This is a genomic window from Roseospira goensis (assembly GCF_014197795.1).
Classification (GTDB): domain Bacteria; phylum Pseudomonadota; class Alphaproteobacteria; order Rhodospirillales; family Rhodospirillaceae; genus Rhodospira; species Rhodospira goensis.
The window spans coordinates 1-12,575 of record NZ_JACIGI010000010.1 but is presented as its reverse complement, the minus strand read 5'-3'; the positions used below and the strand labels follow the sequence as shown (position 1 = coordinate 12,575).

Genomic DNA, 12,575 nt, shown 5'->3' with positions numbered 1-12,575 from the left:
GACGCACGCCCGAGCCGCGGGGCGACCCGAACCGCGCGCACCACCGGCGCGGCGCGCCGTGGCTACTGCCGGATGACGTAGGGCAGCAGGCCGAGGAACCGCGCCCGCTTGATGGCGCGCGCCAACTCGCGCTGCTTCTTCGCCGACACCGCCGTGATGCGGCTCGGCACGATCTTGCCGCGCTCGGACACGTACCGCGACAGCAGCCGGATGTCCTTGTAGTCGATCTTCGGCGCGTTGGCCCCCGAGAACGGGCAGGTCTTGCGCCGACGGAAAAACGGACGTCGCGCCATGGTCTACGCTCCTGCTTCCTGACGGCCTTCCTGACGACGACCGCGGTCCTCGCGCTCGCCTCGATCCCCGCGCTCGCCCCGGTCGCCCCGGTCGCCGCGATCCCCACGGCCGCCGCGGTCGCCCCGGTCACCGCGATCGCGGCGCCCGCCGCGCTCGGGTCGGTCGCCGCGCTCGTTCTTCTGCATCATGATCGAGGGATTGTCATCCAGAGCCTCGACGCGGATGCTCATGAAGCGCAGGATGTCTTCATTGAGGCGCAGGCGGCGCTCGGCCTCATGCAGGGCGGCCGGCGGAGCATCGACGTTGAGCATGAAGTAGTGGCCCTTGCGGTTCTTCTTCATGCGGAACGCGAGGCCGCGGAGCCCCCAGTATTCCTTCTTGGTGACCTTGCCACCCATCTCGGTGATCACCTGCGTGGTCTGCTCCGCCACCTGGTCAACCTGGTTGGCGGACAGATCCTGCCGTGCGATCACCACGGTCTCGTACAATCCCATGGTCTGGAGATCCCTTTTGGCTTGTCTCAGCCCGGCCGCTGCGGGAGGCTGTGGCCTCGTCCGGTCGTCGGGCATAGCCGGCCGCTGCCGGCAAGGGTGGCCGCGCCGTCCGCGAGACCGCGGGACGCGGCATGCGGGATGGCATCGGCCAAAACACGACCCGCCCGCCGACGACGCCGGCGGGCCGGAAAGAGCCGGCACTATACACATCCTTGGCCCTGGTGCAAGCCGCGCTTGACAAGTGTTACAGGGTTTCACACTGTGCCGCCCGCCGGGCCTGCGCAGGGGCCCGCGGCCATGCCACAGCGATCTGAAAACACAGGGGCTTTCCGGCACGGCAGAGGGGGGCGGACGGGAGCGGCTCAACGGTCGCGGCGGTCCGTCGCCGGGCGGGGTCGTGCGGTCCCCGGCCGGCCGGAGTCGCGACCGCACGGTCCCGCCCGGAGGACCGCCCCATGTGGCGGCGCGGTCGCAACGGGCCGCAACAGGAGACGGATCACCGATGACGCAGGCGAGCCAGGCGCGGGCCTTCGTCTTTCCGGGTCAAGGGTCCCAGGCGGTGGGCATGGGACAGGCCCTGGCCGAGACGTTCGCGGTTGCCCGCGAAGTGTTCGAGGAGGTCGACGACGCCCTGTCGCAACCGCTGTGGCGGCTCATGAGGGACGGGCCGATCGAGACCCTCACCCTGACCGAGAATGCCCAGCCGGCCCTGATGGCGGTGTCCATGGCCGTGGTGCGCGTTCTGGAGCGCGAAGGGGGTCTGAACCTGGGCGAGGCGGCACGCTTCGTGGCCGGCCATTCGCTCGGGGAGTACTCGGCCCTGGCGGCGGCGGGAACGTTCTCGCTCGCGGACACGGCGCGACTGCTGAAGACGCGCGGCCGCGCCATGCAGCGCGCCGTGCCGGTCGGGCAGGGCGCGATGGCGGCGCTGTTGGGCCTCGACGTCGACGCGGCACGGGCCATCGCGGCCGAGGTGGCGGGCGATCGGGTCTGTACCGCCGCCAACGACAACGCGCCCGGCCAGGTGGTCGTCTCCGGGCACGCCGAGGCCGTCAAGCTGGCGGTGGATCTGGCCGCGGACCGGGGGGCGACGCGGGCGGTCATGCTGCCGGTGAGCGCCCCGTTCCATTGCGCGCTGATGGCCCCGGCGGCCGAGGCCATGGCCGAGGCGCTGGCCGAGGTCGAGATGGGGCCGCCGGCGCCGCCGCTGGTGGCCAACGTGCTGGCCAGCGCGATCACCGATCCGGCCGAGATCCGGGCCCGTCTGGTGGATCAGGTCACTGGCGCGGTCCGCTGGCGCGAGAGCGTGCTCTACATGAAGGATCAGGGGGTTGATACCCTGGTCGAACTGGGGGCCGGCAAGGTGCTGTCCGGGCTGGCGCGGCGCATCGACCGCGGTCTGCGGGGCGTGGCGGTACAGACGCCGGTCGACATCGAGGCCTTCCTGAAGGCCCAGTGACGATCCCGGCCGGGCGGTCCGTGTTGGGGGCCGCCCGCCTTATCCGATGGCATACTCCGAACGAGGATGATCCGCGTATGTTCGATCTGACCGGCAAGACGGCGCTGGTGACCGGCGCCTCCGGCGGCATCGGCGGCGCCATCGCGCGCGCGCTGCACGACCAGGGGGCGACCGTGGCGCTGTCCGGGACCCGGCGCGAGGCGCTGGAGGCGACGGCCGCCGATCTGGGGGGGCGGGCGCATGTGGTGCCCTGCGACCTGTCGGACCCCGACGCCGTCGCCGGCCTGGTGGAGGCCGCCGAGGCCGCCGCCGGCACCGGCCTCGACATCCTGGTCAACAACGCCGGCCTGACCCGGGACGGGCTGGCGATGCGCATGAAGGACGCCGACTGGGAGACCGTCCTGGACGTCAACCTGACGGCCGCGTTCCGGCTGTCGCGCGCGGCCCTCAAGGGCATGATGAAGCGGCGCTGGGGCCGCATCATTTCCATCACCTCCATCGTCGGCGTCACCGGCAACCCCGGGCAGGCGAACTACGCCGCCTCCAAGGCCGGGCTGATCGGGATGAGCAAGTCCCTGGCCGGCGAGGTGGCGCCGCGCGGCATCACCGTGAACTGTGTCGCGCCCGGGTTCATCACCTCGGCGATGACCGATGCCCTGTCCGACGACCAGAAGAGCCGCCTGCTGGGCGCCATCCCGGCCGGGACCATGGGCAGTGGGGCCGATGTGGCCGCCGCCGTGGTCTACCTGGCCAGCGCCGAGGCCGGCTACGTCACCGGCCAGACGCTGCACGTCAACGGCGGCATGGCGATGATCTGAGACGGCCGGCGCAGCGGCCCGGCGGTGCTGGTCAAGCGGGGGTGAATATGATAGGAACCGCCTCTCTGTCGGCCGGGGTCCCCTGCGGCGTTGTCGGGGGCGTCCGGCCACCGGCGCCTGTCGCGTCGCTGCCCCTTGGCTCGCCGCCCCCTGTATCGCCGTCGGGCGGGGGCCGGGCCCTGCGATCCGGGTCCACGGGCCGCCTGCTGTCTGGACGCAACGCCGGGGTCCTCCCGAGCATCCATTCCCCAAGGAACCAATTCAAGGACGAAGCAAGATGAGCGATGTCGCCGAGCGCGTGAAGAAGATCGTGGTCGAGCACCTGGGCGTCGAGGAGTCCAAGGTTACGGAGAACGCCAGCTTCATCGACGATCTGGGCGCCGACAGCCTGGACACCGTCGAACTGGTCATGGCCTTCGAAGAAGAGTTCCAGTGCGAGATTCCGGACGACGCGGCGGAGAAGATTCTGACCGTCAAGGACGCCATCGACTTCATCAACGAACACACCAAGTAGGGCGTCGACCCGCCCGGCTCGGCGGCGCCCCGACCCCGCCCGCGGGCGGGATCCGGAGAGCCGCGCCGGACGGGTGACCTGCGCCGCAGGACCAGGCCCGCGACCGGCACCCGGTGTGCCGTGAGGCGGGGTGCCGGCCCCGGGGCTTGACGGGGTGGGCCTGGGCGCGGGTCGGCCTCTTGGCCCCGGTCGGGTGAACCGCGCGGGGCAGACCAGATATGGCAGGTGCAATGAGACGAGTCGTCGTCACCGGACTGGGCATGGTGACCCCGTTGGGCGTGGGCGTTGCGCACAACTGGGACCGCATTCTGAATGGGGCTTCCGGCCTTCGGGCGATCGAGCACTTCGAGGTATCGGACCTGACCTCCCGCGTGGCCGGGCTGGTGCCGCGCGGGGATGAGCCGGGCGCGTTCGATCCCGACACGGTCGCCAGCGCCAAGGAACGCCGGCGCATGGACGAGTTCATCGTCTTCGGCCTCAAGGCGGCCGAGGAGGCGGTGGTGGACTCCGGCTGGGTGCCGCAGACCGAGGAGGAGCGCGAGCGCACCGGTGTCATCATCGGGTCCGGCATCGGGGGCCTCCAGGGCATCGCCGAGGGCGCGCTGACGCTGGACAAGCACGGGCCGCGCCGCATCAGCCCGTTCTTCATCCCGGCCAACCTCATCAACCTGGTCTCCGGCAACGTCTCCATCCGGCACGGCTTCAAGGGGCCGAACCATGCCGTGGTGACGGCCTGCTCGACCGGCGCGCACGCCATCGGCGACGCCAGCCGCCTGATCGTGTTCGGCGACGCCGACGTGATGGTGGCGGGCGGCGCGGAATCGGCGGTCTGCCGCCTGGGTCTGGCCGGGTTCTGCTCCGCCAAGGCGCTGTCGACCCGCTACAACGACCGGCCGACAGAGGCGTCGCGCCCCTGGGACCGCGACCGCGACGGCTTCGTCATGGGCGAGGGTGCTGGTGTGGTCGTGCTGGAGGAGTACGAGCACGCCAAGAAGCGCGGCGCCACCATCTATGCCGAGATCAAGGGCTACGGCCTGTCGGGTGATGCCTACCACATCACGGCACCGGCAGAGGACGGCAACGGCGGCTACCGCGCCATGAAGGCGGCGCTGCGCAATGCCCAGCTCAATCCGGACGACATCGACTACATCAACGCGCACGGGACCTCGACCCCGCTCGGCGATCAGATCGAGCACGACGCCGTCAGGCGGCTGTTCGGTGCGGCGGCGGACCGGCTGTCCATGTCCTCGACCAAGTCGGCCGTCGGCCACCTGCTCGGCGCCGCCGGCAGCGTCGAGGCGATCTATTCGGTCCTGGCCCTGCGCGACGGCGTGCTGCCGCCGACGCTCAACCTGGAGAACCCCTCGGACGGGTGCGACATGGACCTGGTGCCCAAGGAGGCCAAGGAGCGCCCCTTGCGCAACGTGCTGTCCAACAGCTTCGGGTTCGGTGGCACCAACGCGTGCCTGATCGTGGGGCAGCCGTCCTGAACCGGCCGGTGGGCCGTTCGAGCCGTGGGGGCCGCGCCGCCGCCGGTCACCGCCACGGCCCCAGGATCGACTTGATCGGCGGGGGAGCCCGATGATCCGCGCGGTCGTCACGCTGCTGATGGTGGTGGCCGGTCTGGCCGTGGTCGCGGCCTATGCCGGCTACCGCTACGTCGAGGACCATTTCGCCGCGCCGGGACCGCTGACGGAGCCGGTCACGGTGGTGGTGCCGCAGGGCGCCGGGCTGGCCGACATCGCGGCCCGGCTGGCCGATGCCGGGGTCGTCCGCGACCCGCTGGTGTTCGAGGCCGGGGCGCGGCTGGCGCAGCGGGCGCGCGACCTGAAGGCCGGCGAATACCGCTTCGACGTCGCGGTGACCCCGCGCGGCGCCCTCGACATCCTGACCCGCGGCGACGTGGTGGCCCGCCGGGTCACGGTGGCCGAGGGCCTGACCACGCCGCGCGTGCTGGAGATCGTGCGCGAGGCCGAGGGGCTGGTGGGCGAGATCACGCTCAGCCCCGACGAGGGCACGCTGCTGCCCGAAACCTACCACTTCACCCTGGGCGATACCCGCGACGACATCCTGCGGCGCATGATGGCGGCGATGGACGCCACCCTGGCCGAGCTGTGGCCCACGCGCGCCGAGGGGCTGCCGCTGGAGACGCCGGAGGAGGCGGTGATCCTGGCCTCGATCGTGGAGAAGGAGACCGGCCTGCCCGAGGAGCGCGCCCACGTGGCCGGCGTGTTCATCAACCGCCTGAACCGGGGCATGCGGTTGCAGTCGGATCCGACCGTCATTTACGGCATCGAGCCGACCGGCGCGCTCGGCCGGCCGCTGCGGCGCTCGGACCTGGACAGGGCCACCGCCTACAACACATATGTCATCGACGGGCTGCCGCCCGGTCCGATCTGCAATCCGGGCCGCGACGCCATCGCCGCCGTGCTGAACCCGAAAGAGACCGAGGACCTGTTTTTCGTGGCCGACGGCAGCGGGGGGCATGCCTTCGCGCGGACGCTCCAGGAGCACAACCGCAACGTGGCCAAGTGGCGCCGGTTCCTGCGCGAGCAACGCCAGCAGCAGGAGTGAGCCGCCACCCGGAGCGAGGACCGAGAGCGTGCGCATCTGTATCGTGACCGATGCCTGGCGACCGCAGATCAACGGCGTGGTGCGCGTGGTCGAGGCGGTGCGCGCCGCGCTGGAGGCGGCCGGCCATACGGTCGGCGTGATCGAACCCGGGGCCTTCCGCACCGTGCCGATGCCCACCTATCCGGAGATCCGGCTCGCCCTGCGGCCGGGGCCGAAGGTGCGCCGGCTGCTCGACGGGTTCCGGCCCGACGCCGTGCACATCGCCACCGAGGGGCCGCTGGGCCTGGCCGCGCGGGCCGCCTGCCTGCGCCGTGACTGGCCGTTCACCACCGCCTACCACACCCGCTTTCCCGAATACATGCACACCCGGTTCCGGGTGCCGCTGGCGTGGATGTACGCCTGGATGCGCCATGTGCACCGGCCGGCCGCGCGCGTCCTGGTGCCGGCGGCGTCGACCTGCGCCGCGCTGGACCGGCGCGGGCTGCGCGGCCTTCACGTGTGGTCGCACGGCGTCGATACCGCCGTGTTCCGGCCCATGGACCGCGCGGCGGCACCGTTCGCCCATCTGCCGCGGCCGATCTTCCTGTTCCTGGGGCGCATCGCGGTGGAGAAGAACCTGCCGGCGTTCCTGAACCTGGATCTGCCCGGCTCCAAGGTGGTGGCCGGGGTCGGACCGGCGCTGGAGGGGCTGCGGCGGCGCTATCCCGGGGTCTTCTTCACCAGCCCGCCGGACGATACGGCCATCGCCCAGTGCTACGCGGGCGCCGACGCCCTGGTGTTCCCCAGCCGCACCGACACCTTCGGCCTGGTGCTGCTGGAGGCGCTGGCCTGCGGACTTCCGGTGGCCGCGTTTCCCGTGGCCGGGCCGCGCGACGTGCTGGCCGGGCAGGATGCGGAGCGTCCCGTCGGGGTCCTGGACGAGGACCTGCGGGCGGCGGCGCTGGCGGCGCTGCGGCTCGACCGTGGGGACTGCCGGGCGTTCGCGCGCCGGCACGGCTGGGACGCCGTGGCGGGGCAGTTCCTGGAGGCGCTGGCGCCGATCCCGCGGGCCGCGACCGTGCCGGCCCGGGACGCCGCCCTGGCGCGCCGGGACGTGGCGTTCGATATGCATCTGGACCTCGACCTGGAGCTGGATCTCGACCTTGACCTGGAGCCGGACCGGCTGCGTCCCGCCGGGTCCGGGCCGCGCCGCTGAGACGGCCGGCGACCGCCGGCGACCGCCGGATTCGGGCCGGATTCCCTTTGCCGTTGCGGTGCATCGTGTCATGCTTTGGTCATGGCACAACGGAGCCGCCGTGGGGGCGACTCCGGCCGTGGCGCGCCCAGTCCATGGTTTGCGCCCGTGGCGTGGCAGGGGAGAGTATCTTGACCGAGCGGACCGACCTGGACATCGCGACCCTGCGGGCGAAGCTTCTGGCCCATCGGGAGGAGTTGCTGGCGGACGAGGCCAGCACCGCGGAGGCCCGCGCCACCGTCGATGCCGGCGATACCGCCATGGGGCGGCTGTCGCGCATGGACGCGTTGCAGCAGCAGGCCATGGCCCAGGAGACCGAGCGCCGGCGCCAGGTGGAACTGAAGCGCATCGACACCGCGCTGCACCGCATGGAGGCGGGCGAGTACGGCTATTGCGTCCACTGTGGCGGCGAGGTGGCGCCCAAGCGGCTGGACTTCGATCCGGCCGCGCCGCTGTGCATCACCTGCGCGAGCGCGGCCAAATCCTGAGACATTTTCCTGGTTTTGTGGGGGCACAGGGCTCTTGCGTTTTCGGATCGCCCGCGTAACGTCAGGGGGCGGACCAATCCGGACGGCGCGGCGGTCCGCCATCCCGCACGACCCGGCGGGTCGCGTTGATAGGCCGCGCGGTCCTCTGGTAAGGTGGCCGCCCATAGTGACAGCAAGGGCTCCTCGCGATGACGGATGATCCGCTGCGCCTGGCGGGGGATTTCCCCCCGGCGACGCATGCCGACTGGATGGCCATGGTCGAGAAGGCGCTGGATGGCGCGCCGTTCGACAAGAAGCTGGTGGCCCGCACCCTGGACGGGCTGGCCGTCCAGCCGCTCTATACGCGCGAGCACTGGCCGGCCGAGGGCGACCCCTCCGGCATGCCCGGGGCCATGCCGTTCACCCGCGCGGCGCGTCCATTGGGGCAGGCGCAGAGCGGGTGGGACATCCGCCAGTGTCATGCCAATCCCGATCCGGCGGCCACGCGGTCGGCCATCGCGGAGGATCTGGAGAACGGCGTGACCTCGCTGCTGCTGCGGCTCGACCGCGCGGGGCGGGCCGGCCTGGACGCCGACGCGGACGCGGCGGCGGATCTGTTCGGGCGTGACGGCCTGTCGCTGTCGAGCGTGGCGGACTGGGACGCGCTGCTGGCCGACGTCGACCTGACCCGGGTGCCGATCGCGGTGCAGGCCGGTGCGCGGGCGCCGTTGGCGGCGGCCATGCTGACCGCGCTGTGGTGCCAGCGCGGCGTCAAGGAAGAGCAGGCGCGCGGCGCCTTCCATATCGACCCGCTGGGCGCCCTGGCCGAGACCGGGCGGCTGCCGACCGGGGTCGACGACGCCCTGTCCCTGATGGCGGCGGTGGCGCATAACGCGGCCCGTACCTTCCCGACCGGGGCGGTGGTGGCCGTCTCGGTGGACTCGGCCGCGTACTACGACGCCGGCGCCAGCGAGGCCCAGGACCTGGCCTGCGCCATGGCCACCGGCGTGGCCTACCTGCGCGCCATGGAAGCGGCGGGGATGAGCCTCGACGACGCCTGCCGCCAGATCCAGTTTTCCCTGTCTCTGGGCACCGATCAGTACCTGTCCATCGCCAAGCTGCGGGCGGCGCGCCTGATGTGGGCGCGCATCGCCGAGGCCTGCGGCGCGTCGGAGCCGGCGCGGGCGGCGCGCCTCCACGCCATCACGGCGGCGCGCGTCCTGACCCGGCGCGATCCCTGGGTCAACCTGCTGCGCTCCACCATGGCCTGTTTCTCGGCTGCGGTGGGCGGCGCCAACGCCATCACCGTGCTGCCGCACGACGCCGCGCTCGGTCAGCCGACGGCGGCGTCGCGGCGCATTGCCCGCAACACCCAGCTCATCCTCCAGGAGGAGAGCCAGCTCAACCGGGTGATCGACCCGGCCGGCGGCTCCTGGGCGCTGGAACGCCTGACCGAGGAGTTGGCGGGCTCGGCCTGGGCGCTGTTCCAGGACATCGAGAAGGGCGGCGGCATGGCCGCGGCCCTGACCTCCGGCCGTATCGCCGAGCAGATCGCGACCGTGCGCGAGGCGCGCCGGGCCGACATCGGCAAGCGCAAGGCGCCGATCACCGGCATTTCGGAGTTCCCCAATCTGGGCGAACCGAGCCCGGATCTGGCCCATCCCGACCTGGGGGCATTGCGCGACGCCGCCGGCACGGCGCTGGCCCGCGTGCGCGCCGAGGCCACGGCCGATCTCGGCGCGGTCTCGGGGGCCCCGGCCGTCGCCGACCTGCCGACGGCGATCGCCACCGCCGCCATCAAGGGCGCTACCCTGGGTGGGCTCGACGGCGCCGTGGCCGCCGGCGGCGGGGCCGAGAGCGTGCCGCTGCCGTCGCACCGGCTGGCCGAGGACTTCGAGGCCCTGCGCGATGCCGCCGACGCCCACCAGGCGGCCCACGGGGCGCGGCCGCGGGTGTTCCTCGCCACCCTAGGGCCGCTCGCCCAGCACACGGCGCGCGCCACCTACACCCGCAACTTTGTCGAGGCCGGGGGTATCGAGGCGGTGCCCGGTGCCGGCTTCACCGATCCCGAGGCCTGCGCGGCCGGCTTCCGGGACAGCGGCACCACGGCGGCCGTGCTGTGCTCGTCCGACGCGGTCTACGGGGCGCACGCGGTGGCCATGGCCGAGGCCCTGAAGGCCGCCGGCTGTACGCGCCTGCTGCTGGCCGGCCGACCGGGTGAGAAGAAGGCGGACTACGAGGCCGCCGGCATCGACGGGTTCATCTACGTGGGGTGCGACGTGCTGGGCACGTTGCGCGGCCTGCACGCCGATCTGGGAGTGACCAGCCGATGAGTGCGATCCCCGACTTCACCGGCGTTGCCCTGGACCCCCGGGGTCACGGCGACGCCGCCGCCTGGCGCGCCGCGGCCGATGCCGCCGCCGACATGCATCTCGACCACCTGCTGTGGGAGACGCCCGAGAAGATCGCGGTCAAGCCGCTGTACACCAGCGCGGACCTGGAGGGGCTGGACTTCCTCGACACCGTGCCGGGCAAGCCGCCGTACCTGCGTGGCCCCTATCCGACCATGTACGTGCAGCGGCCCTGGACCATCCGCCAGTACGCCGGCTTCTCGACGGCCAAGGACTCCAATGCCTTCTACCGCCGCAATCTGGCGGCCGGACAGAAGGGCCTGTCGGTGGCCTTCGATCTGGCGACCCACCGGGGCTACGACAGCGATCATCCGCGCGTGGCCGGCGACGTCGGCATGGCCGGCGTGGCGATCGATTCCATCCTCGACATGCGCCAGTTGTTCGACGGTATCCCGCTCGACAAGATGAGCGTGTCGATGACCATGAACGGCGCGGTGCTGCCGGTGCTGGCGCTGTACATCGTGGCCGCGGAAGAACAGGGGGTGAAGCCGGAGCAACTGGCCGGAACCATTCAGAATGACATTCTGAAGGAGTTCATGGTCCGCAACACCTACATCTATCCGCCCATGCCGTCGATGCGGATCATCTCGGACATCTTCGGGTACACCTCCCGGAACATGCCGAAATACAATTCGATCTCCATTTCCGGCTACCACATGCAGGAGGCGGGGGCGACCGCCGACCTGGAGATGGCCTACACCCTGGCCGACGGCATCGAGTACGCCCGCGCCGGCATGGCCGCCGGGCTCACGATCGACGCCTTCGCGCCCCGGCTGTCGTTCTTCTGGGCCATCGGCATGAACTTCTACATGGAAGTGGCCAAGATGCGCGCGGCCCGGCTGCTGTGGGCCAAGCTCATCAAGCAATTCGAGCCCAAGAGCGACAAGTCGCTGTCGCTGCGCACCCACTGCCAGACCTCGGGTTGGTCCCTGACCGCCCAGGACGTGTTCAACAACGTGGTGCGCACCTGCGTCGAGGCCATGGCCGCCACCCAGGGCCACACCCAGTCGCTGCACACCAATGCGCTGGACGAGGCGCTGGCCCTGCCCACCGACTTCTCGGCCCGGATCGCGCGCCAGACCCAGCTCTTCCTCCAGGAGGAGGCGGGCACCAACCGCGTCATCGACCCCTGGGGCGGCAGCTACTACGTCGAACGCCTGACCCACGACCTGGCCCGCCGCGCCTGGAGCCATATCCAGGAGGTCGAGGCCGAGGGCGGCATGGCCAAGGCGATCGAGGCCGGCATCCCCAAGATGCGCATCGAGGAGGCCTCCGCCCGCACTCAGGCCCGCATCGACAGCGGCCTGCAAACCGTCGTGGGGGTGAACAAGTACCGCGCCACCGGCAAGGACAACATCGAGGTCCTGAAGGTCGAGAACGCGGCCGTGCGCCGCGAGCAGATCGAGAAGCTGGAGCGCCTGCGCGCCGAGCGCGATCCCGAGGCGCTGCGGCCGCACCTGGAGGCCCTGACCAAGGCGGCCGAGACCGGCGAGGGCAACCTGCTGGAGCTGGCCGTGAACGCCGCCCGGGCCCAGGCCAGCGTGGGCGAGATTTCGGACGCCCTGGAGAAGGTGTGGGGGCGCCACAAGGCGGACATCCGCGCCATCTCGGGCGTCTACGGACGGGAGGTGGCCGCCGTGTCGGACGTGGTGACCCGGGTCAAGGGCATGGTCGAGGACTTCGAGGCCAACGACGGCCGCCGGCCGCGCATTCTCATCGCCAAGATGGGCCAGGACGGCCACGACCGGGGCCAGAAGGTGATCGCCACCGCCTTCGCCGACCTGGGCTTCGACGTCGACATCGGCCCGCTGTTCCAGACCCCGGCGGAGGCCGCCCGCCAAGCGGTCGAGAACGACGTGCACATCGTCGGCGCCTCGTCGCTGGCCGCCGGTCACCTGACGCTGGTCCCGGAACTGCGCGCGGCGCTGGACAAGGAAGGGCGCGACGACATCCTGATCGTGGTCGGTGGCGTGATCCCGCCGCAGGACTTCGACGCGCTGCATGCCGCCGGCGCCAAGGCGATCTTCCCGCCCGGCACCTCGATCCCCGAGGCGGCGATCGACCTGCTTGCCAAGCTGAACGAGGCCCTGGGGTACACCTCCAAGGCCGCGTGAGCCCGATACGCTATCCATCACCTGATCGGGGGGTTGCGACCGGCGCCCCCCGTTTTTTGGTTCATCACGGAATTCCGGGGAAGGCGGCGCGGATCTTGAGAAAGAAGTAGGCGTCATCGCGGAAGCCGTAGGCCATCCGCTTGATGACCTTGATGCGGTTGTTGATGCCTTCGAGGACGCTGGTGTTGAGGCGCCA

General features: G+C 71.5%; 12 protein-coding genes. 9 read left to right on the top strand and 3 right to left on the bottom strand.

All coding sequences use genetic code 11. From position 1 onward, the window contains the following. Positions 1 to 62: 62 nt before the first annotated feature. The gene (rpsR, locus tag GGD88_RS07550; RefSeq protein WP_092784960.1) at positions 63 to 293 is read right to left on the bottom strand and encodes a 30S ribosomal protein S18; all 231 of its coding nucleotides are present in this window, start codon (positions 291 to 293) and stop codon (positions 63 to 65) included. Positions 294 to 296: 3 nt separating this feature from the next. Beyond that, the gene (gene rpsF / locus GGD88_RS07545; protein WP_184433656.1) at positions 297 to 788 is read right to left on the bottom strand and encodes a 30S ribosomal protein S6; all 492 of its coding nucleotides are present in this window, start codon (positions 786 to 788) and stop codon (positions 297 to 299) included. A 502-nt stretch (positions 789 to 1,290) separates the two neighbouring features. Between rpsF and fabD the strand changes: the two genes are divergently transcribed. The 9 genes from fabD (at position 1,291) to scpA (ending at position 12,379) form a co-directional block, all read left to right on the top strand. Then, the gene (fabD, locus tag GGD88_RS07540) at positions 1,291 to 2,247 is read left to right on the top strand and encodes an ACP S-malonyltransferase (RefSeq protein WP_184433653.1); all 957 of its coding nucleotides are present in this window, start codon (positions 1,291 to 1,293) and stop codon (positions 2,245 to 2,247) included. A 77-nt stretch (positions 2,248 to 2,324) separates the two neighbouring features. Then, positions 2,325 to 3,065 (top strand): 3-oxoacyl-[acyl-carrier-protein] reductase, encoded by a 741-nt coding sequence (gene fabG, locus GGD88_RS07535; RefSeq protein ID WP_184433651.1) that lies wholly within the window; start codon positions 2,325 to 2,327, stop codon positions 3,063 to 3,065. Between the two features lie 277 nt (positions 3,066 to 3,342). Beyond that, complete coding sequence (locus tag GGD88_RS07530) at positions 3,343 to 3,579, top strand: acyl carrier protein (protein ID WP_184433648.1); 237 nt, start codon at positions 3,343 to 3,345, stop codon at positions 3,577 to 3,579. A 230-nt stretch (positions 3,580 to 3,809) separates the two neighbouring features. Continuing rightward, positions 3,810 to 5,069: a beta-ketoacyl-ACP synthase II gene (gene fabF, locus GGD88_RS07525; RefSeq protein ID WP_184433645.1), complete on the top strand. Its 1,260-nt coding sequence runs from the start codon at positions 3,810 to 3,812 to the stop codon at positions 5,067 to 5,069. Between the two features lie 91 nt (positions 5,070 to 5,160). Then, a complete protein-coding gene (mltG, locus tag GGD88_RS07520) occupies positions 5,161 to 6,153 on the top strand; it encodes an endolytic transglycosylase MltG (protein ID WP_184433643.1) in 993 nt (330 codons plus the stop codon). Between the two features lie 28 nt (positions 6,154 to 6,181). Next, positions 6,182 to 7,348: a glycosyltransferase gene (locus tag GGD88_RS07515; protein ID WP_184433640.1), complete on the top strand. Its 1,167-nt coding sequence runs from the start codon at positions 6,182 to 6,184 to the stop codon at positions 7,346 to 7,348. A gap of 170 nt (positions 7,349 to 7,518) precedes the next feature. Further along, a complete protein-coding gene (locus GGD88_RS07510; RefSeq protein ID WP_246423642.1) occupies positions 7,519 to 7,875 on the top strand; it encodes a TraR/DksA family transcriptional regulator in 357 nt (118 codons plus the stop codon). A 188-nt stretch (positions 7,876 to 8,063) separates the two neighbouring features. Beyond that, complete coding sequence (locus GGD88_RS07505) at positions 8,064 to 10,187, top strand: methylmalonyl-CoA mutase family protein (RefSeq protein ID WP_184433633.1); 2,124 nt, start codon at positions 8,064 to 8,066, stop codon at positions 10,185 to 10,187. Further along, positions 10,184 to 12,379, top strand: coding sequence for a methylmalonyl-CoA mutase (scpA, locus tag GGD88_RS07500; RefSeq protein WP_184433630.1), 2,196 nt, complete (start codon positions 10,184 to 10,186; stop codon positions 12,377 to 12,379). Before GGD88_RS07505 ends, scpA begins: the two co-directional genes overlap by 4 nt. 64 nt (positions 12,380 to 12,443) lie before the next feature. Here the strand turns inward: scpA and GGD88_RS07495 are convergent. After that, positions 12,444 to 12,575 (bottom strand): transposase (locus GGD88_RS07495; protein WP_184433627.1); only part of this gene is annotated, 132 nt, incomplete at its 5' end.